This window comes from Geodermatophilus obscurus (genome assembly GCF_900115395.1).
Classification (GTDB): Bacteria; Actinomycetota; Actinomycetes; order Mycobacteriales; family Geodermatophilaceae; genus Geodermatophilus; species Geodermatophilus obscurus_B.
This window is the reverse complement of the sequence record NZ_FOWE01000001.1, coordinates 102,119-128,169: the sequence shown is the minus strand read 5'-3', so window position 1 is coordinate 128,169 and position 26,051 is coordinate 102,119. Positions and strand designations below refer to the sequence as shown.

25 protein-coding genes are annotated in these 26,051 nt (G+C 76.7%); 14 read left to right on the top strand and 11 right to left on the bottom strand.

Annotated features, from left to right (window positions below):
• Positions 1–60: 60 nt before the first annotated feature.
• From BM165_RS00610 to BM165_RS00585, 6 genes are all read left to right on the top strand, one after another.
• Positions 61–471, top strand: a complete 411-nt coding sequence (locus tag BM165_RS00610; protein ID WP_075011594.1) for a phage holin family protein — start codon at positions 61–63, stop codon at positions 469–471.
• 15 nt (positions 472–486) lie between these two features.
• Positions 487–726 carry a hypothetical protein gene (locus BM165_RS00605; RefSeq protein ID WP_075011593.1) on the top strand — a complete coding sequence of 80 codons (240 nt, stop codon included), beginning with the start codon at positions 487–489 and terminating at the stop codon, positions 724–726.
• Positions 727–798: 72 nt separating this feature from the next.
• Positions 799–1,794: a bacteriorhodopsin gene (locus tag BM165_RS00600; RefSeq protein WP_244273942.1), complete on the top strand. Its 996-nt coding sequence runs from the start codon at positions 799–801 to the stop codon at positions 1,792–1,794.
• 1 nt (position 1,795) lies between these two features.
• Entirely contained in the window at positions 1,796–2,740 is a 945-nt protein-coding gene (locus BM165_RS00595) for a beta-carotene 15,15'-dioxygenase, Brp/Blh family (RefSeq protein ID WP_075011592.1), read from the top strand.
• Between the two features lie 33 nt (positions 2,741–2,773).
• On the top strand, positions 2,774–3,625 hold the full coding sequence (pdxY, locus tag BM165_RS00590) for a pyridoxal kinase PdxY (RefSeq protein WP_208976590.1): 852 nt from the start codon (positions 2,774–2,776) through the stop codon (positions 3,623–3,625).
• A gap of 50 nt (positions 3,626–3,675) precedes the next feature.
• Positions 3,676–5,160 (top strand): amino acid permease, encoded by a 1,485-nt coding sequence (locus tag BM165_RS00585; RefSeq protein ID WP_075011591.1) that lies wholly within the window; start codon positions 3,676–3,678, stop codon positions 5,158–5,160.
• Here BM165_RS00585 and BM165_RS00580 read toward each other — a convergent pair.
• A complete protein-coding gene (locus BM165_RS00580; RefSeq protein ID WP_075011590.1) occupies positions 5,146–5,676 on the bottom strand; it encodes a MarR family winged helix-turn-helix transcriptional regulator in 531 nt (176 codons plus the stop codon). The genes BM165_RS00585 and BM165_RS00580 overlap by 15 nt on opposite strands.
• Before the next feature lie 87 nt (positions 5,677–5,763).
• Between BM165_RS00580 and BM165_RS00575 the strand changes: the two genes are divergently transcribed.
• The 5 genes from BM165_RS00575 to BM165_RS00555 all read left to right on the top strand — a co-directional run bounded on the left by BM165_RS00575 (position 5,764) and on the right by BM165_RS00555 (position 10,262).
• Positions 5,764–6,657: an EamA family transporter gene (locus BM165_RS00575; RefSeq protein WP_083426911.1), complete on the top strand. Its 894-nt coding sequence runs from the start codon at positions 5,764–5,766 to the stop codon at positions 6,655–6,657.
• Positions 6,658–6,814: 157 nt separating this feature from the next.
• A complete protein-coding gene (locus BM165_RS00570; protein ID WP_244273941.1) occupies positions 6,815–8,044 on the top strand; it encodes an NRAMP family divalent metal transporter in 1,230 nt (409 codons plus the stop codon).
• Positions 8,045–8,057: 13 nt separating this feature from the next.
• The gene (locus BM165_RS00565) at positions 8,058–8,810 is read left to right on the top strand and encodes a LamB/YcsF family protein (protein WP_075011588.1); all 753 of its coding nucleotides are present in this window, start codon (positions 8,058–8,060) and stop codon (positions 8,808–8,810) included.
• Positions 8,810–9,418: a 5-oxoprolinase subunit PxpB gene (gene pxpB, locus BM165_RS00560; RefSeq protein WP_075012051.1), complete on the top strand. Its 609-nt coding sequence runs from the start codon at positions 8,810–8,812 to the stop codon at positions 9,416–9,418. The genes BM165_RS00565 and pxpB overlap by 1 nt, the downstream gene beginning before the upstream one ends.
• 10 nt (positions 9,419–9,428) lie before the next feature.
• Positions 9,429–10,262, top strand: coding sequence for a 5-oxoprolinase subunit C family protein (locus BM165_RS00555; RefSeq protein ID WP_075011587.1), 834 nt, complete (start codon positions 9,429–9,431; stop codon positions 10,260–10,262).
• A 29-nt stretch (positions 10,263–10,291) separates the two neighbouring features.
• Here BM165_RS00555 and BM165_RS00550 read toward each other — a convergent pair whose 3' ends face one another.
• Together BM165_RS00550 and BM165_RS00545 are read right to left on the bottom strand one after the other, a co-directional pair.
• Complete coding sequence (locus BM165_RS00550; protein ID WP_075011586.1) at positions 10,292–11,890, bottom strand: ABC transporter permease; 1,599 nt, start codon at positions 11,888–11,890, stop codon at positions 10,292–10,294.
• The gene (locus BM165_RS00545; RefSeq protein ID WP_075011585.1) at positions 11,890–12,810 is read right to left on the bottom strand and encodes an ABC transporter ATP-binding protein; all 921 of its coding nucleotides are present in this window, start codon (positions 12,808–12,810) and stop codon (positions 11,890–11,892) included. The genes BM165_RS00550 and BM165_RS00545 overlap by 1 nt, the downstream gene beginning before the upstream one ends.
• Before the next feature lie 86 nt (positions 12,811–12,896).
• On the opposite strand from BM165_RS00545, the gene BM165_RS00540 reads away from it, so the two are divergent.
• A complete protein-coding gene (locus BM165_RS00540) occupies positions 12,897–13,436 on the top strand; it encodes a GbsR/MarR family transcriptional regulator (RefSeq protein ID WP_143107959.1) in 540 nt (179 codons plus the stop codon).
• On the opposite strand, the gene BM165_RS00535 is transcribed toward BM165_RS00540, so the two are convergent.
• Complete coding sequence (locus BM165_RS00535; protein WP_075011584.1) at positions 13,424–14,884, bottom strand: benzaldehyde dehydrogenase; 1,461 nt, start codon at positions 14,882–14,884, stop codon at positions 13,424–13,426. The two genes, BM165_RS00540 and BM165_RS00535, sit on opposite strands and share 13 nt — an antisense overlap.
• A 106-nt stretch (positions 14,885–14,990) precedes the next feature.
• On the opposite strand from BM165_RS00535, the gene pgi reads away from it, so the two are divergent.
• Entirely contained in the window at positions 14,991–16,637 is a 1,647-nt protein-coding gene (pgi, locus tag BM165_RS00530) for a glucose-6-phosphate isomerase (RefSeq protein WP_075011583.1), read from the top strand.
• 9 nt (positions 16,638–16,646) lie between these two features.
• Here pgi and pcaC read toward each other — a convergent pair whose 3' ends face one another.
• The 6 genes from pcaC to BM165_RS00500 form a co-directional block, all read right to left on the bottom strand.
• Positions 16,647–17,054, bottom strand: coding sequence for a 4-carboxymuconolactone decarboxylase (gene pcaC / locus BM165_RS00525; RefSeq protein WP_075011582.1), 408 nt, complete (start codon positions 17,052–17,054; stop codon positions 16,647–16,649).
• Positions 17,051–17,830, bottom strand: coding sequence for a 3-oxoadipate enol-lactonase (gene pcaD / locus BM165_RS00520; protein WP_075011581.1), 780 nt, complete (start codon positions 17,828–17,830; stop codon positions 17,051–17,053). The genes pcaC and pcaD overlap by 4 nt, the downstream gene beginning before the upstream one ends.
• Complete coding sequence (pcaB, locus tag BM165_RS00515) at positions 17,827–19,152, bottom strand: 3-carboxy-cis,cis-muconate cycloisomerase (RefSeq protein ID WP_075011580.1); 1,326 nt, start codon at positions 19,150–19,152, stop codon at positions 17,827–17,829. The genes pcaD and pcaB overlap by 4 nt, the downstream gene beginning before the upstream one ends.
• Positions 19,149–19,793, bottom strand: a complete 645-nt coding sequence (pcaG, locus tag BM165_RS00510; protein WP_177225053.1) for a protocatechuate 3,4-dioxygenase subunit alpha — start codon at positions 19,791–19,793, stop codon at positions 19,149–19,151. Before pcaG ends, pcaB begins: the two co-directional genes overlap by 4 nt.
• Positions 19,790–20,533 (bottom strand): protocatechuate 3,4-dioxygenase subunit beta, encoded by a 744-nt coding sequence (pcaH, locus tag BM165_RS00505; protein WP_083426909.1) that lies wholly within the window; start codon positions 20,531–20,533, stop codon positions 19,790–19,792. Before pcaH ends, pcaG begins: the two co-directional genes overlap by 4 nt.
• Positions 20,534–20,601: 68 nt before the next feature.
• On the bottom strand, positions 20,602–22,305 hold the full coding sequence (locus tag BM165_RS00500; protein ID WP_075012047.1) for an NAD(P)/FAD-dependent oxidoreductase: 1,704 nt from the start codon (positions 22,303–22,305) through the stop codon (positions 20,602–20,604).
• Between the two features lie 212 nt (positions 22,306–22,517).
• Here BM165_RS00500 and BM165_RS25920 point away from each other — a divergent pair, with 212 nt between their 5' ends.
• Positions 22,518–25,160 (top strand): ATP-binding protein, encoded by a 2,643-nt coding sequence (locus tag BM165_RS25920; RefSeq protein ID WP_177225052.1) that lies wholly within the window; start codon positions 22,518–22,520, stop codon positions 25,158–25,160.
• Here BM165_RS25920 and BM165_RS00490 read toward each other — a convergent pair whose 3' ends face one another.
• Positions 25,161–26,003: an acetoacetate decarboxylase family protein gene (locus BM165_RS00490; RefSeq protein WP_075011578.1), complete on the bottom strand. Its 843-nt coding sequence runs from the start codon at positions 26,001–26,003 to the stop codon at positions 25,161–25,163. It lies immediately after the preceding gene.
• Positions 26,004–26,051: the final 48 nt, after the last annotated feature.

Genomic DNA, 26,051 nt, shown 5'->3' with positions numbered 1-26,051 from the left:
GCCGGGTAGGCGGGCTCCGGGACCGCCCGGTCCCGCCGACCCGAGCCGCAGCGAGGACCGATGACCGAGAGCCCCCCGCCCGCGAGCGCCTCGACCGCCGACCTCCTTCAGTCGCTGACCGACGACCTGACCACGCTGGTGCGTGACGAGCTCGCGCAGGCCCGCGCCGAGCTGGCCGTGAAGGCGCGGCGCGCGGGGCGGGCGGCCGCGATGCTCGGCGGCGCAGCCGGCCTCGGCGTCCTGGCCGTGGGGACGTCGAGCGCCACCCTGGTCCGCCTGCTCGAACGCCGCTTCTCCCCGCCCACCGCCGCCGCCCTGGCGACGCTGCTCTACGGCGGGGGCGCCGCCGCGCTGGCGTCCACCGCCCGCCAGGAGCTGCGCCGGGCCGGCTCCCTGGTGCCGGAGCGGACGGTCGCCAGCGTCCGGCAGGACGTCCGGGCGGCCACCGGCACCCCGCCGCAGGCGGGCTGACCCCGAGGAGCAGACGTGACCACCGACGACGCCCAGGTCTTCCACCCGGGCCGGATCGGCCCCCGCAGCGGCATCCACCGGTGCGACGGGGACGACGACGACCACGCCTACGAGTCCACCGACGTCGCGGGGCACCGCTTCCCCCCGCTCCCCCGCGGCTGCCGGGGCGAGGGCCGGGTGCTCGTGCGGGCCGCCCGCCGCCACTGGGACGCGGGAGCCGCGCGACCCCGGGTTCGACGGGGCACGACCGGGTAGCGCTCGCCCGGGGTCGAGCAGGAGCCCCTCCGGCCCCGCGCCGGGACCCCCGTCGCCTCGCAGGAGTCTCCCGTGGACGTGGTCGACACGCCAACGCCCGAGCTGCAGACCATGTCGCTCGGCCTCTACGACCTGGTGCACTTCGCGCTGATGGCCGCGGGCTTCGCCCTGTTCGCCTACTTCCTCTACAACTGGGCCAGCAGGGGCGAGGTCGGCCGCCGCTATCGGCCGGCCGTCCACGCCGGCCTGTGCCTGGCCGCGATCGCGACGGTCAGCTACCTCGTGCTGTTCCTCAAGTGGGACAGCGGCTTCACGCTCACCGACGGCGTGTACGAGCCCAACGCCGAGGCCCGGTTCACCGGCTCCACCCGCTATCCCGACTGGGCGGTCACCGTCCCGTTGCTCACGATCGAGCTGCTCGCCGTGTGCTCGCTGGCCGGGAGGCGGGCGCGCAACCTGCGCGCGACGACGGTGGCCGCGGCGTTCCTCATGATCCTCACCGGCTACGTCGGCTCGCAGTTGGTCGCCGACGGGCGCGACCGCACCGCCCTCGTCGTCTGGGGGCTGATCAGCACCGCCTTCTTCGTCTACCTCTACGTCGCCCTGATCGGGGCGGTGCGGGCCTCGCTGCCGCACATGGGCCGGGCGGCGGCCGTCAGCCTCCGCAACGCCACGATCGTGCTGCTGGCCAGCTTCGGCGTGTACCCGCTCGTCTACGCGATCCCGGTCTTCGCCGACGTCACACCCGCCTGGCTCGCCACCATGCAGGTCGCCTACTCGGCCGCCGACGTCATCGCCAAGGTGGGCTTCGGCCTGCTGATCCACAAGGTCGCCCTGCTGCGCACCGCCGAGGACGTGCGGGCCGGTGAGGACACCCATCCCGAGCCGGTGTGGATCAGCAACGTGCACGAGAGCGACGGCGTGCTGCCCGAGCTCGCCCGCGTCTCCACCCCGGCGGCGGCCACGATCCGCGGCGAGCACGCCCCGGAGCACGACCACGCGCACGACCACGACCACGGGGACGGGCACCGGTCCGGCGCGACGCGGACGGCGTCCGACCGGGGCTGACGTGGTCCTGACCGGCGCCCGGCACCGGCCGGCCGGCCCCGTGGCGGGTCCGGTCCGCGTCGCGACGGCGTTCTCGCTGGGCGCCGTCGTCGCCGTCGTCGCCGTCGAGCTCGCCGTCGGCTGGGGCGACCTCGCCTGGGTGCCGCTGGTCGCGGGCCTGCTGCTCGGCCTGCCGCACGGCGCCGTCGACCACCCGGTCCCCGCGCACCGGCTGGGCTGGCGGCTGCCGCGGACGGCGCTGTTCGCCCTCGGCTACGCCGTCGTCGCGGTGCTCGCCTGGCTGGCGTTCCGGGCCGCCCCCGTACCCGCGCTGCTGGTCTTCGTCGCCCTCTCCGTCCGGCACTTCGGCACCGGGGAGGCCGCGTTCGCCGACCTCCGCGCCGGCCGTCCCGTGCGTCGGCAGGCGACCGCCTCCCTCGTGCTCGGGAGCCTGGTCCTGCTGGTCCCGCTGGCACGTGGCGCCCACGAGGCAGCGCCGGTGCTGGCCGCCGTCGTCCCGGGTGGCGGCGGGACCGTTCCCGCGGCCGTGGTGACCGTCGTGCTCGCCGTCGTCGCGCCGGCCGGAGCGGCGCTGGCGGTCGAGCGGCTGCTCGCCGGCCGGTGGCTGGAGGCCGCGGAGGTCGCCGTCCTCCTCGCGCTGGTCCTGCTCGCCCCGCCCTTCGCCGCCTTCGGCGTCTGGTTCGGTTGCTGGCACTCCGTCCGCCACGTGGCGCGGGCCGTCGCCGACGACCCGGGCGACGACCCCGACGCCCTGCGCCGGTTCGCCGTCGCCGCGGCCCTGCCGACGGCCGCCGTGCTCGCCGTCGGCGCCCTGCTGTGGTCGGCCGGCGACGGGTGGACCGGCCTGGTCGCCACCGCGCTGCCGCTGCTGGCCGCCCTCACCCTGCCGCACGCGCTGGTCGTCGCCTGGCTGGACCGGACCCGGACCGGCGTGACCCTCGGCTGACCGGTCGCCGGGCGCATGGCACCGTGTGCGCCCGTGGTGAACGTCCTCTCGATCCAGTCGCACGTCGCCTACGGGCACGTGGGCAACTCCTCGGCCGTCTTCCCGCTGCAGCGCCTCGGCGTCGAGGTGTGGCCGGTGCACACCGTGCAGTTCTCCAACCACACCGGCTACGGCGCGTGGACGGGGCGGGTGTTCGACGGCCAGGCGGTCGAGGAGGTCGTCGACGGCATCGCCGACCGGGGCGTGCTGGGCACCGCCGACGCCGTCCTGTCCGGCTACCTCGGCTCGGCCGACATCGGGCACGCCGTCGTCGGCACGGTGGCGCGGGTGCGGGCGGCCAACCCCGACGCCGTCTACTGCTGCGACCCGGTGATCGGCGACGTCGGCCGGGGCGTGTTCGTCCGGCCGGGCATCGAGGAGTTCATGCGGGACGTCGCCGTCCCCGCCGCGGACCTCGTGACCCCGAACCACTACGAGCTCGACCTGCTGGCGCAGACGACGACGCGCTCGCTGGCGTCGGTGAAGGACGCCGTCGCCGCGGTGCAGGGCATGGGGCCGCGGGTGGTGCTCACGACCTCGCTGGCCGCCGACGACACCCCGGAGGACGCGGTCGACCTGCTCGCCTCCGAGGGCGGCCGCCACTTCCGGGTGCGGACGCCGCGGCTGTCGGTGTCGGTCAACGGCGCCGGCGACGCCATCGCGGCGCTGTTCCTCGCCCACTGGCTCGACACCCGCTCGGCCGGCGAGGCGCTGTCCCGGGCCGCCGCCAGCGTGTGGGGGCTGCTGCGCCGCACCGAGGAGGCCGGGTCGCGGGAGATCCTGCTGGTCGCCGCGCAGGAGGAGTACGTGTCCCCGTCGCGGACCTTCCCCGTCGAGGAGGTCTAGCGGCCGGTCCCCACCGGGCACGTCCGGACCGGGGCGTTCAGCATGGTCGGGTGGACCTGTTCCGGACGAAGTCGGTGGAGGCCGTCCGCGCGGACGCGGACGCGGGGGACGGCGAGGCGCACGGCGGCACCGGCCGGTTGCGGAAGCGGCTCAGCGCCCGGCACCTGGTGGGCTTCGGCATCGGGATCGTCATCGGCACCGGCATCTTCACGCTGACCGGCGTGCAGGCGAAGCAGAACGCGGGGCCCGCCGTCGTCGTCTCCTTCCTCGTCGCCGGGCTGGTCGCCCTGCTGGCCGCCCTCTGCTACGCCGAGCTCGCCTCCTCGGTGCCGACGGCCGGCAGCGCGTACACCTACGCCTACGCGACCGCTGGCGAGGTGGTGGCGTGGGTGATCGGCTGGGACCTGTTCCTCGAGTTCGCGCTGGGCGCCGCGGTCGTCGCGCGCGGGTGGTCGGGCTACGTGGGCAACCTGCTGGACCTGCCACCGTCGATGTTCGGCGAGACGTCGACGGTGAACGTCGGCGCGGCCGCGGTCGTGCTGGTGCTCACCGCCGTGGCGGTGCTCGGCATCCGCGAGTCGGCGCGGGTCACCGGCGCGCTGGTGGTCGTCAAGGTCGCCGTGTGCGTGTTCGTCGTCGTCGCGGGGGCCTGGTTCGTGCGGGGCGCCAACCTCACGCCGTTCGTCCCGCCCGCCGAGCCGGCCGAGGGCGGCAGCGGGCTGACCCGACCGGTCATCGAGGTGGTCGCGGGCCTCGACCCGGTCGCGTTCGGCGTGGGCGGGGTCCTGACCGCGGCCGCCGTCGTCTTCTTCGCCTACACCGGCTTCGAGGCGGTGGCCAACCTGTCGGAGGAGACCCGGCGCCCGGCGCGGGACGTGCCGCTGGGCCTGCTCGGCACGCTGGGGCTGGCGACCGCGCTCTACGTCGGCGTCGCCTTCGTCCTGGTCGGGATGGTCGCGTACGGCGACATCGACGAGGGCGCCCCGATCGCCGACGCCTTCGACCAGGTGGGGCTGGGCTGGGCGTCGTCCCTGGTGGCGATCGCCGCCGTGGCCGGCCTGACCTCGGTGATCCTGGTCGACCTGATCACCATCGGCCGGATCGGCTTCGCCATGGGCCGCGACGGGCTGCTGCCGCAGGCGGTCGCCCGGGTCAGCCCGCGCACCGGCGTCCCGGCGCGGATCACGCTGCTGTTCGCCGTGCTGGTGCTGGCCCTCGCGACGTTCGTGCCGCTGGGGACGCTCGCCGACCTGGTGAGCATCGGCACGCTGTTCGCGTTCCTGCTGGTGTCGGTCGCCGTGGTGGTGCTGCGGCGCACGCGGCCCGACCTCGAGCGCCCGTTCCGGGTGCCGCTGTCGCCGGGGCTCCCGCTCGTCGCGGCGCTGGCCTGCCTGTACCTGATGCTCAACCTCAGCATCGAGACGTGGCTGCGCTTCCTGGCCTGGCTGGCGCTGGGCATGGTGGTCTACGCCGTGTACGGGTACCGGCACTCCCGCATCCGCCGTGCGGCGCTGGCCGGGTCACCGACCGGCTGACCCCGGCGTCTCCTCGGCCGCCCGCTCCTCGACCGAGGCGAGCAGCTCGCGCAGCAGGTCCTGCAGCCGCGCGACGTCGGCCGGCGACATGCCGCCCAGCAGGCGCTGCTGCTCGGCGAGCCCGGCGGTGACCGCCTCGTCGACCAGCGCCCGGCCGGAGTCGGTGAGCCGGACCAGCAGCGCGCGGCGGTCGGCCGGGTCCGGGGTGCGCACCAGGTGCCCGGCCCGCTCCAACCGGTCGAGCCGGCTGGTCGTCCCCCCGGTGCTCAGCATCAGCGCGCCGGTGAGCCGGCCGGGCGAGAGACCGTCGGCCCCGCCGGCCCGGCGCAGCGTCGCGAGGACGTCGAAGTCGGCCCGGGTGATGCCGAACCGGGCGTAGCACCGCTCCTGGGCGTCACCGACCAGCCGGGCGGTGCGGTAGACGCGGCCGAAGACGGCCATCGCCGTGGTGTCGAGCTCGGGGCGCTCCCGCGCCCACTGCCCGACGATCTCGTCCACCCCGTCCCGGTCGGTCACGGCACCGATGCTGCCACATCCCACGGTGGACAGATTCTCGATGCTGAGTATCTTGATATCGAGATACATCCGATCGAGGGAGCCGACATGGTCACCACCGCACCGCCCCCGGCACCCGCCGTCCCCACCGCGGCCCGCCGGTCGCTGTGGCTGGTGACCGCGCTGACCGCCGTCGCCCCCGTCACCTGGGGGACGACGTACGTCGTCACCACCGAGTGGCTGCCACCCGACCGCCCGCTGCTGGCGGCCACCGTGCGCGCCCTGCCGGCCGGCCTCCTCCTCGTCGCCGCCGGGCGGGTGCTGCCGCGCGGCGCCTGGTGGTGGAAGGCCGCGGTGCTCGGCACCCTGAACATCGGCGCGTTCTTCGCGCTGCTGTTCGTCGCCGCCTACCGGCTGCCCGGCGGGGTGGCCGCGGTCCTCGGCGCCGTCCAGCCCCTGGTGGTCGCCCTGCTGGCGCTGCCGCTCCTCGGCCAGCCGCTCCGGGCCCGCACGTTCGTCCTCGGCGCGACCGGCGTGGCCGGGGTGGCGCTGGTCGTGCTCACCGACGCGGCGCGGCTCGACGCGCTCGGCGTCCTCGCCGGGCTGGTGGGCACCGTGTGCATGGGCGCCGGGGTGGTCCTCACCAAGCGGTGGGGCCGGCCGGTGCCGGTGCTCGCCTTCACCGGCTGGCAGCTCGCCGCGGGCGGCCTGCTGCTGCTCCCGGTCGCGCTCGCGGTCGAGGGCCTCCCGCCGGCCCTCACCGCCGGCCACGTCGGGGGCTTCCTCTACCTCGCGGTGGTCAACACCGCGCTGGCCTACGTGCTCTGGCTGCGCGGCATCGGCCTCCTGCCCGCCGACCGGGTGAGCTTCCTCGCGCTGCTGTCCCCCGTCGTCGCCGCGGCCGCCGGCTGGGTGCTGCTCGGGCAGTCGCTGGGACCGCTGCAGCTGGCGGGCGTGGTGCTCGCCCTCGGCAGCGTCGTCCTCGCCCAGCGCGGCCGCTGACCGGAACCGGTCCGGCCGGTTCGCGTTGCCGCCCACCGACGGCCTGGCTAGCGTCACGGGCGGCGGGCGGCGACGCCCGCCGCGCAGGACGCCCCGATCCGCACGCCTGCCGATCGCTCCTGGAGCGCCGATGTCGCATCCACCGACGGACCGTCCCGTGGCCACCGAGGAGTCCCCGGCGCCTCCCGGCGGGCGCATGTCGGCGAGCACCCGCTCGACCGTCCTCGGCGCCATGTTCCTCATGGCCACCTCGGCCATCGGGCCGGGCTTCATCACCCAGACGACGACGTTCACCGTCCAGCTCGGCGCCGCGTTCGCCTTCGCGATCGCCGTCTCGATCGTCATCGACATCGCGCTGCAGCTGAACGTGTGGCGGGTCGTCGGCGTCTCGGGCCGCCGGGCGCAGGAGCTGGGCAACCTCGTCCTGCCGGGCCTCGGCTGGTTCATGGCCGGCCTGCTCGTCGTCGGCGGGCTGGTGTTCAACGTCGGCAACGTCGCCGGGTCGGGCCTGGGCACCGACGCGATGTTCGGCCTCGACCCGCGGATCGGCGGCGCGCTGTCGGCGCTGGTGGCGATCGGCGTCTTCGTCAGCAAGCGGGCCGGGGTCGCCGTCGACCGGATCGTCGTCGTCCTCGGGCTGGTGATGATCCTGCTGACGACCTACATCGCCGTCACCTCCGGGCCGCCGGTCGGGACGGCGCTGCGCAACGTCGTGCTCCCCGAGCAGGTCGACGTCCTGGCGATCACCACGCTGGTCGGCGGCACGATCGGCGGCTACATCGTCTACGCCGGGGCGCACCGGCTGCTCGACTCCGGCGTCACCGGACCCGCGCACGTCCGCGACATCACCCGCGGCTCGGTCACCGGGATCGTCGTCACCGGGATCATGCGGGTCGTCCTCTTCCTCGCCATCCTCGGCGTCGTCACCAGCGGGGCGGACCTCGGCACCGAGAACCAGGCCGCCAACGCCTTCCAGGCGGCCGCCGGCGACGTCGGCATGCGCGTGTTCGGCGTCGTGCTGTGGGCGGCCTCGATCACCAGCGTCATCGGGGCCTCGTACACCTCGGTGTCGTTCGTGACCTCCCGGACCCGCACGTCCGACCGCACCCGCACGCTGCTGGTGGTCGGCTTCATCGCCGTCACGACGCTGGCGTTCCTGCTCGTCGGCGCCGCGCCCACGACGCTGCTGGTCTTCGCCGGGGCGTTCAACGGCCTGCTGCTGCCGATCGGCATCGCGGTGGTGCTCTGGGTGGCCACCCGGCGCACCGACCTGCTCGGCGGCTACCGCTACCCGCGCTGGCTGCTGGCGATCGGCTGGGTGGCGTGGCTGGGCACCCTCTACCTCGCGGTCAACTCCGTCCGCCCCGTCATCGACCTGTTCTCCTGAGCGGGGTCACCACGTGGACCTGAACTCCGACCTCGGCGAGGGCTTCGGCCAGTGGACCCTCGGCGACGACGACGCCCTGCTCGGCGTGGTCACCAGCGCCAACGTCGCCTGCGGGTTCCACGCCGGCGACCCGGTGATCCTGCGCCGGGTGTGCGACCGCGCCGCGGCGGCCGGCGTGGCGGTGGGCGCGCAGGTCGGTTACCGCGACCTCGCGGGCTTCGGCCGCCGGTTCGTCGACGTCGAGCCCGACGCGCTCACCCAGGACGTGCTGTACCAGGTGGGCGCGCTGGAGGCGTTCGCCCGCGTGGCCGGCACCCGCGTCCGCTACGTCAAGCCGCACGGCGCGCTCTACAACGCGATCGTCGCGCACGAGGAGCAGGCGGCGGCCGTGGTGCGCGCCGTCGTCGAGTACGACCGCACCCTGCCGGTGCTGGGGTTGCCCGGGTCGGCGTGGCTGCGGCTGGCCGGGGAGGCCGGGCTGACGACGGTGGCGGAGGCGTTCGCCGACCGGGCGTACACACCGGAGGGGACGCTGGTGTCGCGGCGGCTGCCCGGCGCGGTGCTGCACGACGCCGGCGAGATCGCCGCCCGCTGCGTCGCGATGGCCACCGGGGAGCCGGTCACCGACGTCGAGGGCGGCAGCCTGTCGCTGGCACCCGCGTCGATCTGCGTGCACGGCGACACCCCCGGCGCGGTCGACATCGCCCGGCGGGTGCGGGCGGCCCTGACCGGCGCCGGCGTCGACCTGGCGCCCTTCGCGCCGTGATGCGCGTCCTGCCCAGCGGCTCCACGGCGCTGCTCGTGGAGCTCGACGACCTCGACGCCGTCCTGGCCCTGCACGCCGCGCTGGAGGAGGACCGCCCGCCCGGCGTCGTGGACCTCGTGCCGGCGGCGCGCACGGTCCTGGTGGTGACCGACCCGGCCGTCACCACGCTGGCCGCCGTCGAGGCGGCGCTGCGGCGGGTGACGCCCCGCCCCGGGCACCAGGGTCCCGGCGAGCTGCTCGAGCTGCCGGTCGTCTACGACGGCGAGGACCTCGGCGACGTCGCGGACCACCTCGGCGTCGACCCCGGCGAGGTCGTGCGCCGGCACAGCGACACCGAGTGGACCGTCGCGTTCTCCGGCTTCGCGCCGGGCTTCGGCTACCTCACGCCGGCGGCCGGCGCCTGGGACCTGCCGCGCCGGCCCTCGCCGCGCACCCGGGTGCCGGCGGGCTCCGTGGCGCTGGCCGGCGGCTTCACCGGCGTCTACCCGCGGGAGTCCCCGGGCGGGTGGCAGCTGGTCGGCCACACCGACGTCGCCGTCTTCGACCTGGCCCGCGATCCCGCCGCGCTGCTGCGGCCGGGCGTGCGGGTGCGGTTCGTGCCGTGCTGAGGGGTGTGCCGTGCTGACGGTCGTGGCCCCGGGCCCGCTCACCACCGTCCAGGACCTCGGCCGCCCGGGGCTGGCCGGCATCGGGGTGGGCCGCTCGGGTGCCTGCGACCGGGCGGCGGCCGCGCTGGCCAACCGGCTGGTGGGCAACGACCCCGGAGCGGCCGTGCTCGAGGCGACCCTCGGCGGGCTGGCGGTGCGCGCGGAGGCCGACCTGGTGGTGGTCACCACCGGTGCGCGGCCGGCGGGGGGCCCCGCGCACGACGCCCCGGTGGCGCTGCGCGCGGGCGCGACGCTGCGGCTGGGCACGCCGGCGGCGGGGCTGCGGACCTACCTGGCCGTGCGGGGCGGGATCGCCGTCGAGCCGGTGCTCGGCTCGCGGTCCACCGACCTGCTCGCCGGCCTGGGCCCGCCGGCGCTGCGGGCCGGTGACGTGCTGCCGGTGGGCACCCCCAGCGGCCCCATGCCCGGCGTCGACGTCGCGCCGGTCCCCGACCCGCCCGGCGGCGAGCTCACCGTGCGGCTACTGCCGGGCCCGCGGTCGGACTGGCTGACCGGCGACGCGCTCGACGTCCTGGCCACCGCCGCGTGGACGGTCACGACCGAGAGCAACCGCGTCGGCCTGCGGCTGGCCGGCCCGCCGCTGGAGCGCCGCGAGACCGGCGAGCTGCCCAGCGAGGGGCTGGTCCGCGGCGCGCTGCAGGTGCCGCCGTCGGGGACGCCGGTGCTCTTCCTCGCCGACGCCCCGGTGACCGGCGGCTACCCGGTGGCCGGGTACGTCGCCGACCCCGACGTCGACCGCTGCGGCCAGCTCCGCCCCGGCCAGACCCTGCGCCTGCGCCGCTGACCCCGTGCACTTCCGCGGAACTGCACCCATCAGCCGGCCACCAGGTCCCGGTGCCGGAAGCCGGCCAGGCCCGCGCCGAGCAGCGCCGCGGCGACGGCGGTGAGGACGGCCAGCGGCGCGGCGGCCGCGTCGTCGACCGGTACGAGCGGGGTCCAGGCCAGCGGCGAGGCGGCGTCGACCCAGCCCGGCCAGTCGAGGGAGGCGGCGAAGAAGGTGGTCACCGTGACGTAGGCGACGGCGGCCCAGGCCAGCGCCGCGGCCGGCCGGGGCAGCAGCCCCGACAGCGCGACGGCCAGGCCCGCGAGCACCCACACCGCCGGCAGGTACGCCCCGGTGGCGCCCAGGAGCCGGCCGAGCTCGGCGGGCTCCCCCGTGGCCAGGGCACGGACCGCCCCGACGGCCGCCCCGGCGACCAGGAGCAGCAGGGTCGCCCCGACCAGCGCCACGGCGGCGTGACCGCCGAGCCACGCGACCCGGCCGGTCGCCGTCGCCAGCACCGGCTCGGCCCGCCCGGCGGCCTCCTCGGCGCGGGCGCGCAGCACCGCGGACGCCGCGTACGCACCGGACAGCAGCGCGGCCATCGACAGTGCGGTGGCCAGGTAGGCGTCGACCACGCTGGCGGCGTCGGGGAGAAACGCCCGCGCCTCGGGGTTGTCGCCGAAGAGCGTCTCCACCGACCCCGCCAGGCCGCCGAGGGCCACGCCCAGGAGCGCCAGGCCCGCCGTCCACCCGGCGAAGGCGCCGCGGTGCAGCCGGACGGCGAGCCCGAGGGGCGAGCGCAGCGACCACGGCGCCGAGGCCGGCCCGGGGCGTGCCGCCAGCAGCCCCGACCCCAGGTCGCGCCGGTCGAGCAGGGCGACCGCGACGGCGAGCAGGACCCCGGTGGCCACCAGGCAGAGCGCGAGCGGGAGCACCCGGTTGCCCGAGTAGGGGTGGGTGGCCTGCGCCCAGCCGATCGGGGAGGTCCACACCGGCCAGGAACCCTGGACGTCGCCCAGCGCCCGCAGCACGAAGGCGGCGCCGAGGACGGCGGCGACCGCTCCCTGGGCGGCGCGGGCACTCGCGGCCACCTGGACGGCGACGGCGGTGACGCCCGTGAAGACCAGACCCGCAGCGCCCACCGACGCACCGAGGAGGAACGAACCGTCGGCGGGCAGGCCGGTCGCGGTGGCCGCCGTCCCGATGGCCAGCGCCATGGCCAGGCACGCCGCCGCCGCGACGAGGACCGCGGCCGCGAGCGGTGCGTGGCGGCCCACGCGGGCGGCGCGCACCAGCTCGGCGCGGCCGGCCTCCTCGTCGGCGCGGGTGTGCCGGCCGGTGGTGGCGGCGGCCATGAGGGCGGTGAGGACGACGACGAACGAGGAGATCTCGAAGGCGACCGCGCCCGCGACGGTGACGAGGCCGACCGGCGGGCCGGACAGGGCGATCGTGGCGGCGTTCGCGCCCACCGAGGCGGCGTAGGCGGCCAGGTCCTGCGGGGAGTCGTACAGCGCCTGGCTGGACACCGACTGGGTGGCCACCAGACCCGCGCCGACCCCGATCCACACCGGCAGCCGCACGCGGTCCCGACGCAGGGCGAACCGCACCAGGGGGCCGGTGCCGCTGAGGGTCGTCCGGGGCGCGCGCATCACCGCACCGCCAGGGCCGGGATGCCGTCGGCCGCGAGCTCGTCGCCGTAGTGCCGGAGGAAGAGCTCCTCCAGCGTCGGCGGCGCGCTGACGAGGGACCGGACACCGCACCCGGCCAGCAACCGGACGACGTCGTCGAGGGCGTCGGTGTCGACGTCCATGTGAGACCGGCCGCCGTCGGTGCGCAGGTCGTGGACGCCCGGCAGCTGTGCCAGCCCGTGCACCGGCCGGTCGGTCTCGACGGTGACCGAGGTGCGGGTGAGGTGCCGCATCCCGGCCAGGGTGCCGCTCTGCACCGTGCGGCCGCGCCGGACGATGGTCAGCCGGTCGCAGAGGTTCTCGGCCTCCGCGAGGACGTGGCTGGACAACAGCACCGTGCGGCCCTGGGCGCGGAGCGCGCGCACCTCCTCCTGGAAGACGGCCTCCATGAGCGGGTCGAGGCCGGAGGTGGGCTCGTCGAGGACGAACAGCTCGGCGTCCGAGGCCAGCGCCGCCACCAGCGCCACCTTCTGCCGGTTGCCCTTCGAGTAGGTGCGGGCCCGCTTGCGCGGGTCCAGGTCGAACCGCTCGAGCAGCTCGGCCCGGCGGGCGGGGTCGACTCCGCCCTGCAGCCGGCCCAGCAGGTCGATGGCCTCGCCGCCGGTGACGCCCGGCCACAGCGTGACGTCGCCGGGGACGTAGGCCAGGCGGCGGTGCAGCGCCACGGCGTCGCGCCACGGGTCCCCGCCGAGCAGCCGCACCGAGCCGCCATCGGCCCGCAGCAGGCCCAGCAGGACGCGGATGGTGGTGGACTTGCCGGCCCCGTTGGGACCCAGGAAGCCGTGCACCTCGCCGGGCGCGACATCGAGGTCGAGCCCGTCGAGGGCGCGCGCTGTGCCGAAGGTCTTGACGAGCCCGGAGGCTTCGATGACCGGTGTCATGGCCGAGGAACGTACACATCTTTCACACATTTGTGAAGTATGTGGAGTGCGTGTCGCGTCGTCTATCGTGCGCCGGGGAGGTGGCCGTGACCGAGGACGACGACCGGATGGTCCTGCTGCGGTTCGTGGAGCGGTTCGCGCTCGTGCTCCGGGAGTCGGGCATGCCGCCGATGCCCGCGCGCGTCCTGGCCTACGCGCTGGCCGATGACGCCGACCGCTACACGGCGGGCGATCTCGCGCGGGGGCTCGACGTCAGCCCCGCCGCCATCTCCGGGGCCGTGCGGCTCCTCGTCTCGCTGCGCCTGCTCAGCCGCGAGCGCGAGCCCGGGACCCGTAGCGACCTCTACGTCCTCGACGACCGGGACCTGTGGTCACGGTTCATGGGCACGGAACTGGCGACCTTGGAGCGCTTCGAGGAGGCCGCGGCGAGCGGCGTCGAGGTCCTCGGAGCACACCGGCCCGGCGGGCGCCGCCTCGCCGAGACCCGGGACTTCCTGGCCTTCCTCCGCGAGGAGCTGACGGCCGCCCTGGCGCGCTGGCCCGCGGAGCGGGACCGGCGGGCCGCCGCCCGGGCGGCTGAGTCCTCCCGGGCGACGGCCCGCCGGCCGGCGGGTCAGAAGGGGTAGGCGGGCAGGTCGCCGCGCACGGTGACCCACTGCGTCTCGGTGAACGCCTCGATGTTGGCCTGCGGCCCGCCGTGCCGGGACCCGGTGCCGGACGCGCCGACCCCGCCGAAGGGGGCGACCGCCTCGTCGTTGACGGTCTGGTCGTTGACGTGGACCAGCCCCGACGGGATGCGCTCGGCGAGTTCGAGACCGGCGTACACGTCGCGGGTGAGGACGCCCAGGCTCAGCCCGTAGTCGGTGCCGCTCGCCAGCCCGACGACCTCGTCCAGGCTCGCGAACGGCGTCACCGGCGCGACGGGACCGAAGATCTCCTCGGTGTAGGCCGGGTGGTCGATGGTCACCCCGCCCAGGACGGTCGGCCGGTAGAACAGCCCCTCGTAGGTGCCGCCGGTGCGCACCGTGGCCCCCGCGTCGACGCTGGCGGTGACCAGCCCGTGCACCCGGTCGCGCTGCCCGGCGTCGATGAGCGGGCCCATCGCCACCTGCTCGCGGAACGGGTCCCCGACCGGCAGGTGCGCGACCTTCTCGGTGAGCACGGCGGTGTACTCCTCGGCGATCGACTCGTGCACCAGGTGCCGCGACGTCGCCATGCAGATCTGACCCTGGTGGGCGAAGGTGCCCCAGGCCCCCACGCTGGCCGCGGCGGTGACGTCGACGTCGGGCAGCACGATCAGCGCGGAGTTCCCGCCCAGTTCCAGGTGCGCGCGCTTGAGGTGCTGCCCGGCCAGCGCCCCGACCGCCCGCCCGGCCCGCGTGGAGCCGGTGAACGCGATCACCCGCACCTGCGGTGCGGTGACCAGCGCCTCGCCGACGTCGGCGCCGCCGGGCAGCACCTGCAGCACCCCGGCCGGCAGCCCGGCCTCCTCGAAGACGCGGGCGAAGACCGCCCCGCCGGAGATCGCGGTGCGCGGGTCGGGCTTGAGCACGACGGCGTTGCCCAGCGCCAGGGCCGGGGCGACCGCTCGGATGGCGAGGATGGTCGGCACGTTGAACGGCGCGATGACGCCGACGACCCCGGCCGGCACGCGGCGGGCGAAGGACAGCCGCGGGGCGCCGGTGCGCAGCAGCTCGCCGTAGGGGTGGCTGGGCAGCGCGGAGGCCTCGTAGCACTCCTGGGCGCTGGTGTGCACCTGGAAGTCGCCGAACGGCTGGATCGCGCCCGACTCGCGGGCCAGCCATCCCCTGATCTCGTCGGCGTGGTCCTCGAGCACCTGCCCGGCCCGGCGCAGCACCCGGGCTCGCTCCTCGAACGGCGCCGCCGCCCACGCGCGCTGGGCCACCGCAGCCCGCTCGGCCGCGGCGTGCACGTCCTCCGGGGTCGCCCTCCCGACGGGGGCGATGACGTCGCCGGTGGCCGGCTCCACCGCGTCGTAGGTGCCGCCGGACCCGTCGGTCCAGGCCCCGGTCCAGACCCTCCCCTGCCACGCGCCGTCGTCCAGCAGTGCCATGCCACTCCCTCTCGTCCGTCCGTCCCACCGGGTTCGCCGCGGAGCCCGCTTCCCGGCAGGCTAGGTGGGTCGGTGCCGATCCGTCGGCCGGGGAGCTGGAGGGTGCATGAGCGTCAGGGACAGCGCGGAGTGGCAGGCACTGGCCGCCCACCACCGGGAGCTGGGCGACCGGCACCTGCGGGACCTCTTCGCCGAGGACCCTGGCCGTGGCACGGACCTCACCGTGCGCGCCGGCGACCTCTACCTCGACTACTCGAAGAACCGGCTGACGCACGAGACGGTGCGGCTGCTCGCCGCCCTGGCCGACCGCGTGGGCCTGCGCGAGCGCACCGAGGCGATGTACCGCGGCGAGCACGTCAACGCCACCGAGGACCGCGCGGTGCTGCACGTGGCGCTGCGCGATCCCCGCACCAGCGGCCTGCAGGTCGACGGGCACGACGTCAACGCCGAGGTGCACGAGGTGCTCGGCCGGATGGCCGACTTCGCCGACCGGGTGCGCGGCGGTGCGTGGACCGGGCACACCGGCGAGCGGATCCGCACGGTGGTCAACATCGGCATCGGCGGGTCCGACCTCGGCCCGGCGATGGCGTACCAGGCGCTGCGCGACTACTCCGACCGGTCGCTCACCTTCCGGTTCGTCTCCAACATCGACCCGACCGACCTCGCCGAGGCCACCCGCGACCTCGACCCGGCGACGACGCTGTTCGTCGTCGCGTCCAAGACGTTCACCACCCAGGAGACGCTGACCAACGCCCGCGAGGCCCGGCGCTGGCTGGTCGAGGGGCTGGGCGGCGACGAGGGCGCCGTGGCGAAGCACTTCGTCGCCGTCTCCACCAACGCCGAGAAGGTCGCCGACTTCGGCATCGACACCGACAACATGTTCGGCTTCTGGGACTGGGTCGGTGGCCGCTACTCCTTCACCTCGGCGGTGGGGCTCTCGCTCATGGTCGCCATCGGGCCCGAGCGCTACCGCGAGATGCTCGACGGCTTCCACACCATGGACGAGCACTTCCGCACCGCGCCGTGGGAGGAGAACCTGCCGGCGCTGCTCGGGCTGGTCTCGCTGTGGTACGTCGACTTCTTCGGCGCGCAGAGCCAGGCGGTGCTCCCCTACTCCCAGTACCTGGCCCGCTTCCCCGCCTACCTGCAGCAGCTGTGCATGGAGTCCAACGGCAAGTCGGTGGCCCTCGACGGCTCCTCCGTCGACGTCGCCACCGGCGAGATCGTGTGGGGCGAGCCCGGCACCAACGGCCAGCACGCCTTCTACCAGCTCCTGCACCAGGGCACGGTGCTCGTGCCGGCGGACTTCCTCGGCTTCGCCCAGCCGGGCGACCTGGCCCGGGACCGCGACCTCGGCGACATGCACGACCTGTTCCTGGCCAACTTCCTCGCCCAGCCGCGGGCGCTCGCCTTCGGCCGCACGGCCGAGGAGGTCGCCGCGGAGGGGACGGCGCCCGACGTCGTCCCGCACCGGGTGATGCCGGGCAACCGGCCGTCCAACGCGATCGTCGCGCCGGAGCTGACGCCGTCGGTGCTCGGGCAGCTGGTGGCCGCCTACGAGCACCGGGTGTTCACCCAGGGCGTGGTGTGGGGGATCAACTCCTTCGACCAGTGGGGGGTGGAGCTGGGCAAGGTCATGGCCAACCAGCTCGCGCCCAAGCTGCAGAGCGGGACCGCGCCCGAGTACGACGCCGACTCCTCCACGAACGCGCTGGTCCGGCTGCTGCGGGAGGGTCGCGGCCGCCCGGCGTGAGCCGCCGGCTCACTCCTGCCCGCGGAGCTCCTCGAGGATCGGGCCGGCGACCTTGAACGCGTGGTTGGCGGCCGGCACGCCGGCGTAGACGGCGGCGTGCTGGACGACCTCGCCGATCTCGGCCTCGCTCAGCCCGTTGTGCACCGCGGCGCGCACGTGCAGCGCGAACTCGTCCCAGTGCCGCAGCGCGATGCAGATCGACAGCGTGGCGATGCTGCGCTCCCGGCGCTCCAGGCCGGGCCGCTGCCAGACGTCGCCCCACGCCACCCGGGTGATGAAGTCCTGGAAGCCCGCGGTGAACGGCGTCGTGCCCGCCACCGCGCGGTCGACCCAGGCGTCGCCGAGGACCTCGCGGCGGGTGCGCATCCCCGCCTCACGGCGGGCGTCGTCGGTCGAGGGCTCGTCGGGGCCGCTCACGCGGAGCTCCCGGCGGCGTCGAGGTGGGCGAGCAGCTCGCCGGTGACCTCCAGCGGCTGCTCGAGGTTGGGCAGGTGCGCGCCCGGGCTGATGGTCACCAGCCGCGCCCCCGCGATCCCCCCGGCGATCGCCTGCTGGTGCGGCGGCGGCAGCGCGGGGTCGTCGGCGCCGGACACCACGAGGGTCGGCGCGGTGATCCGCGCGAGGTCGTCGCGGGCGTCGAAGTGGCCGACCGCCTCGCAGCACGAGGCGTAGCCCTCGTCGTCGGCCGCGGCGATCATCGCCTCGAGCCGGGCGACCAGCTGCGGGTGCTGCGCGGCGTACCCAGGGGTCAGCCACCGGCCCACGATCGCGGGGGCCAGCGGCGCGGTGCCGCCGGCGCGGGCCTGCACCGCCCGGTCGAGGAACCCCTGGGGGTCCGGTGCCGCCGACGTCGCCAGCAGCGCCAGCCGGCCGACGCGGGAGGGCTCCCGCGCGGCCAGCCGCATCGCCGTCATCCCGCCCAGCGACAGGCCGACCACGTGCGCGCGCCGCGCGCCCAACCGGTCCAGCAGCGCGAGCAGGTCGTCCACCAGGTCGTCGACGGTGTACGGCCCGGCCGGGGCGGGCGACTCCCCGTGCCCGCGGGTGTCGTAGGTGACCACCCGGTAGCGCTCGGCCAGCGCCGGCACCTGCGGGTCCCACATGCCGCGGGTGGCACCCAGCGAGTTGGACAGGACGACGACCGGCGCGTCGGCCGCCCCGTCCTCGGTGTAGCTGACCTCGACCGCGCTCACGGCGCCCCCTCCACGAGCTCCTCGTGCTCGGCCAGCGCCGCGTCCACCTGCGCGCCGGCCTCCCCCACGTCCGGCGCCGCCGCGGCGAGCACCGCGGCGGCGTCGACGTCGTCCCGGGCGGCGAGCACCTCGGCCAGCGGCCGGCCCGACTCCCGCGCCTCCCGCGTCGCCGCGGCCGCCGCGTCGTGGGCCGCACCGCGGCCCAGCGACGGCGCGAGCGCCTCGGCCAGCGCGCCGGCCAGCGACCCCTCGCCCGCGGCGGCGACGGTCGCGGCCATGCGGGCGGGGTCGGGGCGCAGCCCGCGCAGGCCCTCCGCCAGCCACGACGCCGCCGACCCCACCGTCACCAGCAGGTCGGTGAGGGTCGGCCACTCGCTGTGCCAGGCGCCCGCGGCGCGCTCGTGCTCCTGCTCCATGGCGCCGAGCAGCGTGGCCACCAGCCCCGGGGCCCGCCGCGCGCACGCCCGCGCCGAGATCGCCGCCACGGGGTTGCGCTTGTGCGGCATCGCCGACGACCCGCCTCGCGCACCGCCGTCCTCCGCGACCTCCGCCACCTCCGACTGCGCCAGCAGCACCACGTCGACGGCGACCGTGGCCACCACGCCCGCGGCCGCGCCCAGCGCCCCGGCGAGGTCGGCCACGGGCAGCCGTACCGTGGCCCAGGGGACGGCGGTCGTGACCAGTCCCAGCTCGGCCGCCAGCGCCGACCGCACCGCCACCCCGGCGCCCGACGACGCCGCCAGGGTGCCGACCGCGCCGCCGTACTGCACCGGCAGGCCGGCCACCACCTCGGCCAGCCGCAGCCGCGCGCCGTCGAGGCCGGCGAGCCAGGTCGCGGCCTTCAGCCCGAAGGTCGTGGGCAGCGCCTGCTGCATCAGGGTGCGGCCCATGACGACGTCGTCGCGGTGGGTGCGGGCCAACCGCGCGCACACCTCCGCCGCGGCCGCGAGGTCGGCGTCGACCGCGCGGACCGCCGAGCGGGCGAGCAGCACCAACGCGGTGTCCAGCACGTCCTGGCTGGTGGCGCCCACGTGGACGGCGACCGCGTCGCGCTCCCCCACGGCGGCCTGCAGCGCGCGGACCAGCGGCGGCACCGGGTTGCCGGCGTCGGCGGCGCGCCCGACCACCCCGGCGAGGTCGAGCCGGGAGGGGTCGGCGCAGGCCGCGGCCACCGCGTCGGCCGCCGTCGCCGGCACCAGGCCCGACGCCGCCGCGGCCCGGGCGAGCGCCGCCTCGACCTCGAGCATCGCCCGGAACCAGGCGTCGTCGGAGACGGCCGCGGCCGCGGCGCCGCGGGCGAAGGTGCCGGCGAAGAGGCTCATACGGCGAAGAAGACCGTCTCCCGGTCTCCCTGCAGGTGCACGTCGAAGCGGTAGCCGTCGTCGGCCGGCGTGGCGAGCAGGGTGGCCCGGCGGTCCTCCGGGAGGGCCGACAGCACCGGGTCCGACGCGTTGGCCTCGGCCTCGTCGGCGAAGTAGACGCGGGTGACGACGCGGTCGAGCAGACCGCGGGCGAACACCGATACGTCGACGTGCGGCGCCTGCAGGCCGCCCTCGCCGTCGGGCACCCGGCCGGGCTTGACCGTGAAGACGGCGAACTCGCCGGACAGCGTCTGCGCGCGGGCGAACCCGCGGAAACCCGGGGAGGACGACGCCCCGCGCGGGTCCTCGGGCGAGGCGAAGCGCCCATCGGGGTCGGCCTGCCAGGTCTCGACCATCGCGTCGGGGACGACGTCGCCGGCGCCGTCGAGCACGCGGCCGCGCAGCCAGAACCCGCCCGGCGTGCCCTCCGCAGCGGCCCAGTCGCCGTCGGGCCAGGTGAGCCCGATGGCCAGGTACGGGCCGACGGTGGCGCTCGGGGTGGTGCCCAGCCGGAACGGCCCGGTGAGGAAGCCGCTGCCGCGCTGTCCCGAGCGGGGCTGGAACGGGACGGCCGGGTCCGGGGGGACGTCCAGGGGGTTCACGCGACGTCCCCGTCGTCCTCGGTCTCGAACGGGGTCTGCTCGGTGCCGCGCAGCACGACGTCCCACTCGAAGGCCAGCGCCCAGTTGTCCTGCGTCCGCTCGAGGGAGAACCGGCCGACCGCGCGGTGGCGGGCCGCGGCGGGGATGGCGTTGTAGATCGGGTCCTGGCCGAACAACGGGTCGTCCGGGAAGTACATCTGCGTGACCAGGCGCTGGGTGAAGGCGCGGCCGAACAGGCTGAAGTGGATGTGCGCCGGGCGCCAGGCGTTGTGGTGGTTGCCCCACGGGTAGGCGCCGGGCTTGACCGTCAGGAACTCGTAGCGGCCGAGGGAGTCGGTGACCACCCGGCCCAGCCCGTCGAAGTGCGGGTCCAGCGGGGCGGGCCAGGTGTCGACGACGTGCCGGTAGCGGCCGGAGGCGTTGGCCTGCCACACCTCGACCAGCGCACCGGGCACCGGGCGGCCGTCGCTGTCGAGCACCCGCCCGTGCACGAGGATCCGCTGCCCGACCGCCTCCCCCCCGTTGCGCCAGGTCAGGTCGGCGTCGTGCGGCTGCACCCGGTCCTCGCCGAGCACCGGTCCGGTGACCTCGGTGAGCCGGTGCGGCAGGTCGACCGGCGTCCGCAGGGGCGCCCGCAGCGCGGTGCTGCGGTAGTCGGGGAAGCCGACGGGAGTGCGGGCGGCGGGGTCCTCGCGCACGTAGCGGGGCAGGAGGAGCTCCCGCGGAGTGGTGCCGGTCATACCGTGACGCTACGGCCGGCGCACCGGCCGCCGCGAGCGCCCCGTCCCGCTGGGCGGAAGGGGCGGGTTCAGCGGATCGCGGCGAGCGAGGCCAGGTGCGCGTGCACCAGGGTCACCGCCAGCGCGCCCTCCCCCACCGCCGAGGCCACCCGCTTGACCGAGCCCTGCCGCACGTCGCCGGCGGCGAAGACGCCCGGCGTGCTCGTCTCCAGCAGCGCCGGCGGGCGGTCCAGCGGCCAGGCCGGTGCGGCGTCGTCGGCCGTGAGCGCGGAGCCGGTGAGCAGGAAGCCCCAGCGGTCGCGGGCCAGCGTCCCGGCCAGCCAGTCGGTGCGCGGCTCGCTGCCGATCATCACGAAGACCATCCCCGGCTCCTCGGTCTCCGCGCCGGTGTCGAGGTCACGCAGCACGACCCGCTCCAGGACGTCGCTGCCGCTCCCGCCGACCACCTGCTTGCGGTAGCGGATGTCGACGCGCGGCAGCGCCACGAGCTCGCGGATCAGGTACTCCGACATCGTCTCGGTCAGCGACGCGCGGCGGACCAGCAGCGTCACCCGCTCGGCGTGGCGCGACAGGTACACCGCCGCCTGCCCGGCGGAGTTGCCCCCGCCGACCACGAAGACGTGCCGGCCGCCCATCGCCGGCGCCTCGCTGACCGCCGCGCCGTAGAAGACGCCGCGGCCGGTGAACGACTCCAGCTCGGGCACGCCGATCCGCCGCCAGGCCGCGCCGGTAGCGACCACCACCGTCCGGGCGCGGACGGTGCAGCCGTCGTTGAGGATGAGCCGGTGCAGGCCGTCCTCGGTGGTCAGTGACGCGGCGGTGCGCATGAAGGAGAAGCGGGTGCCGAACGCCCACGCCTGCTGGTAGGCCGAGAAGGCCAGCCGGCTGCCGCTGACGCCGGTGGGGAAGCCGAGGTAGTTGCGGATGAGCGAGCTGGTGCCCGCCTGCCCGCCCACCGCCTCGCACTCCAGGTGGAAGGTGTCCAGCCCCTCCGACGCGGCGTAGACGCTGGCACCGAGTCCCGCCGGGCCGGCGCCGACGATGGCGACGTCGTGGACGGCGTCGGGGTCGAGCGGGTCGAACAGGCCGAAGGCCTCGGCGATCTCGAGGTCGGTCGGCGCCTGAAGCACCGTCCGCTCGGGCCGGAAGCGCACCACGACCACCGGGAGCCGGGGCTGCGTCAGGCCGAGGTCCTCGAGCACCGCACGGCCCTCGGGCGAGCCGGCCTCGTAGAAGCCGGTCGGGATCCGGTTGCGGGTGAGCTGGTCGCGCAGGTGCCCGGCGTGCGGGTCCCACCGGTCGCCGACGATCCGCACCGCCTCGAAGCCGCCGCCCTGCCGGCTCGACCACTCGTCGAGGACCTCGGTGACCGAGCGGTGGAACTCCTCGTCGGCGCGGTGCTGCGGGGCGTAGACCCAGCGGTCGAGCTGGCCGACGGTGATCGCCTCGAAGATCGGCCGGGCGGTGTCGAAGTCGCCCCACCGGATCAGCGCCACGGCCATCGCGCCGGGGTGGCCGGCGTGACAGGTGCGCAGCACGTCGAGCCCGTCCGGGTCGGCCTCGCCCAGCGCGCCCAGCAGCGCGGCCACCGGGGGGTCGCCCGCGTCGTGCAGCAGGGCCTCCACCTCACCCGGGTCGGTGCCGGACACGACCCGGTAATCGGTGCCGTACCGGCGCTCCAGCTCGCACACGGTGGCCGTGCGCAGGCCCTCGTCGCGGGCGACGACGACCAGCGCGGTGCCGGGGCCGGAGCCGGGTTCGGTGCCGCTCACGCCGCACCGCCGGGTGCGGAGCACGTGGGGCCGTGGTGGTTCCGGGCAGGGGGCACGGGTCCCTCCGGGTGCACACGTCCCCCGTGCGGCGCCATGCAACCACCGCCGCCGGTGCGCTGTCACCGGGTTACCGGACGGCGGGACCGTCCCTAGACTCGCTCCCGTCCGGGACCCGGCCGGGCGGCGTGCCCGGCGGCGGGCGGGAGGTGTCCGTGACCGCTGCGGCGGACGTGTCCGGCGGCCCGCCCCCGGCCATCGCGACGCCCGACCGGCGGCTGCGCGTGTTCGTCTCCTCGACGCTGGAGGAGCTGGCCGCCGAGCGGCGCGCCGTCCGCGACGCCGTCGTCCGGCTGCGGCTGAGCCCGGTGATGTTCGAGCTCGGCGCGCGGCCGCACCCGCCGCGCGACCTCTACCGTGCCTACCTCGCCCAGAGCGAGGTGTTCGTCGGCGTCTACGGCGACCGCTACGGGTGGGTCGGCCCGGGGATGACCGTCTCGGGCATCGAGGACGAGCTGGAGCTGTCCGCGGGGATGCCGCGGCTGCTCTACGTCCGCACCCCGGCGCCCGCCCGCGACCCGCGGCTGGCGCGGCTGCTGCAGCGGGTGCAGGCCGAGGGCGGCGTCTCGACGACCCCCTACCGCGACCCGGAGCGGCTGGGCGAGCAGGTCGCCGACGACCTCGCCGTGCTGCTCAGCGAGCGCTTCTCCCGGGCGGCACCGGCCCCGCCGGGCCTGGCCGCCGGGTGGCTGCCGACGCCGCCCACCCCGATGGTCGACCGCACCGCCGAGCTCGCCACGGTGACCGCGCTGCTGGGTGACCCGGCCGTGCGGCTGGTGGTGCTCACCGGCCCGGGCGGGATCGGCAAGACCCGGCTGGCGCTGGCCGCGGCGGCGGCCGTCGAGCCGCTGCGGGACGGCACCTGGTTCGTCGACCTCGCCGGCGTCCGCGACCCGGCCGACGTCCCCGGCGCCGTCGCCGAGGCGGTCGGGGTGTCGGCGGAGGGCAGCCGCCCCCTGCTCGACCTGGTCGCCGACCGGCTGGCCGGCCGGCGCGCGCTGCTCGTCGTCGACAACCTCGAGCAGGTCGCCTCCGCCGCTCCCGGCCTGGCCACGCTGCTCGCGCACTGCCCGCGCACCCAGCTGCTGGCGACCAGCCGCACCGTGCTGCGGCTGCGCGGCGAGCACGACGTGCCGATCGAGCCCCTCGGGACGCCGGGCCCCCGGGACGCCGGGCTCGCGGCGGTGACCGCCGTCCCCGCCGTCGAGCTGTTCGTGGCCCGGGCCCAGCAGGCCGACCCCGCGTTCCGCCTGACCGACGCCACCGCCGGGCCGGTGGCCGAGCTCGTCCGCCGCCTCGACGGCCTGCCGCTGGCCGTCGAGCTGGCCGCGGCCCGGGTGCGCACGCTGCCGCCGCGGTCGCTGCTGGCGCGCCTGGACCGGGCGCTGGACCGCGCGCTGGACCTGGCACTCGACCTGGGCGACCCCGACGTCGACGTCCCCGACCGGCAGCGCACCCTGCGGGCCACCATCGCGTGGAGCCACGACCTGCTCGACGAGCGGGGCCGGGCACTGCTGGCCCGGCTGTCGGTGTGCGCCGACGGGTGCACGCTCGACACCGCCGAGGCCGTGGGCGCCAGCCGGGACGAGGACGGAGCCGGGGACCTCGACGTCCTGGAGACGCTGTCGGACCTGGTCGGCCACAGCCTGGTCACCCCCACCGACACCGGCGACGGCGAGCCGCGCTTCCGCATGCTCGAGCTGGTCCGGACCTACGCCGCCGAGCGGCTGCGCGAGCGCGGCGAGGAGGAGGCGACCCGCACCCGGTGGGCGCGCCACCTCGCGGGACTGGGCGCCGAGGCCGGCGCCGGGCTCTCCGGCCCGGCGGCGCGGCTGTGGCGCACCCGGCTCGACGCCGAGACCGCCGACCTGCGCGCCGCGCTGCGCTGGGCGGTCGCCACCGACCGCGCCGAGCTGGCCGTCCGGCTGACCGCGCCGCTGGTGCGCTGGTGGTGGGCGCGCGGGCTGCTGCCGGCCATGGCCGAGCTCGCCGAGGCCACCGCGGCGTTGCCGTCGGCCGCCACGCTCCCGCCGGACCTGGCCGGCCGGCTGGCCTGGGCCCGGGCGGCGCTGCGGATCGCGCTCGGCTCGCCGGGGACCGCGGCCGGGCTGGTCGACGGCCTCGTCGACGGCGCCCGGAGCCGCGGCGACGCGTGGCTGGCCGGGCACGGCCTCAGCGCGCTGGCGATGACGCTGCCGCCGGCCGACGCCCGCGTGGGGCCGATGCTGGACGAGGCGCTGGAGGAGCTGCGGCGCAGCGGCGACGGCTGGTCGGTCGCGTTCTCCGGGATGCTGCGCGCCGGCGTGGCGCTGGCCGGTGGCGACCTGGCCGCGGCCGAGCGGGTCGCCGGGGAGGCGCGCGGGCTCGCCGCCGCGGCCGCCGACGACCAGCTGGCCGCGCTGCTGAGCGACACCCTGGCCCAGGCCGCGCTCATGGCCGGCGACCTGCCGCGGGCCCGGGCCCGGCTGGACGAGGCCGTGGCCCTGCACCGGCGGACCCGCGATCTGGAGGGGGCGGCCGCCTGCCTGGAGGTGCTGGCCGCCCTCACCCTCGCGCTCGGCCGGCAGGAGGCGGCCGCCCGGCTGGCCGGGGCGGCGGAGGCCGCGCGCGCCGGCCTCGGGGTGGCCCGCTGGTCGCCGCACCAGGCGCTGGCCGACCGCCTCCGCGCGGCCCTGCGCGCCGCGCTCGGCGACGACGCGGAGGCCCGGGAGCGGGCGGCGGGCGCGGCGCTCGGCCCCTGGGCGGCGCTGGACGCGGCACTCGAGGAGGAGCGGGACGGGGAGCCGGCGCCCGGCTGATCAGCCGGCCGCGTACTGCGGCAGGGGCGCGGTGCCCGGGTGGGCGACGGTGAACCGGCCGACGGCGTCCTCCCGCCCGGGGTGGACCGGGGAAGGCGGGCCGTCGACGAGCCCGAGCGGCCGGCCCGCGGGCAGCGTGCTGCGGTACTCCACGGCGCGGAAGGCGGCCAGCGCCGCCGGGGACAGGTCGAGCCGGCGCAGCGCGTCGGCCACCGGGTGCGCGCCCAGGACGACCGCGGCGGCGCCCCGGCCGGGCCGGGCCTGCCACCGCGCCAGGACGGTGACGGTCGTCTCCAGCAGCCGCCCGTCGCGCACCGACCACAGCGTCCGCGAGCCGCTGCCCCGCAGGGCCGGGCCGCCGGCCCGCACGGTGTGGGTGAGGACCTCGGCCCCGTCCTCGCCGAGCCGGACCTCCTGGCGGTCTGGGGCGTCGAGGAAGTCCATGTCGGCGAGCCATTTCGGCAGGCCCCACTCCACCCGGCCGAGGTCGCGGGCCTCCCGCGAGGTGACCGGCAGCTGGAGCACGAACCCGCCCGTCGCCGGCCGGCCCCCGCCGCGCGCCGCCGGTCCGGCGAGGACGCCGGCGGTGACGCCGACCTCGCCGTAGGGCGCCAGGCTGTGCGTGGCGCCGTCGGGCCCGGTCCAGGTGACCGTCCGGTACCGGAAGGCGTGCACGGCGACCACCGTGCGGCCGCCCGGGCCGGGCAGCGGGCGCAGCAGCGGCTGGCCCCCGCGCCGCGGCAGTGCGGCGGCGACCGCGGCCGCGGATGCCAGGTGGTAGGAGCTGGCCACCGCCGTGTCGTGGTAGCGCAGCGGCAGCCGCACCGGTCCCTGCTCGGTCATCGCGACCTCCCGCCGACGGGGCCAGCCCACCGCACCCCGGGCCGCGGC

What these genes read in the sequence shown, in the direction of transcription:
- BM165_RS00610 (WP_075011594.1), top strand. Translation starts at nt 61, where the DNA reads ATGACCGAGAGCCCCCCGCCCGCGAGCGCCTCGACCGCCGACCTCCTT.
- BM165_RS00575 (WP_083426911.1), top strand. Translation starts at nt 5,764, where the DNA reads ATGGTCACCACCGCACCGCCCCCGGCACCCGCCGTCCCCACCGCGGCC.
- pxpB (WP_075012051.1), top strand. Translation starts at nt 8,810, where the DNA reads ATGCGCGTCCTGCCCAGCGGCTCCACGGCGCTGCTCGTGGAGCTCGAC.
- BM165_RS00550 (WP_075011586.1), bottom strand. Translation starts at nt 11,890, where the DNA reads ATGCGCGCGCCCCGGACGACCCTCAGCGGCACCGGCCCCCTGGTGCGG.
- BM165_RS00545 (WP_075011585.1), bottom strand. Translation starts at nt 12,810, where the DNA reads ATGACACCGGTCATCGAAGCCTCCGGGCTCGTCAAGACCTTCGGCACA.
- BM165_RS00535 (WP_075011584.1), bottom strand. Translation starts at nt 14,884, where the DNA reads ATGGCACTGCTGGACGACGGCGCGTGGCAGGGGAGGGTCTGGACCGGG.
- pgi (WP_075011583.1), top strand. Translation starts at nt 14,991, where the DNA reads ATGAGCGTCAGGGACAGCGCGGAGTGGCAGGCACTGGCCGCCCACCAC.
- pcaB (WP_075011580.1), bottom strand. Translation starts at nt 19,152, where the DNA reads ATGAGCCTCTTCGCCGGCACCTTCGCCCGCGGCGCCGCGGCCGCGGCC.
- pcaH (WP_083426909.1), bottom strand. Translation starts at nt 20,533, where the DNA reads ATGACCGGCACCACTCCGCGGGAGCTCCTCCTGCCCCGCTACGTGCGC.
- BM165_RS00490 (WP_075011578.1), bottom strand. Translation starts at nt 26,003, where the DNA reads ATGACCGAGCAGGGACCGGTGCGGCTGCCGCTGCGCTACCACGACACG.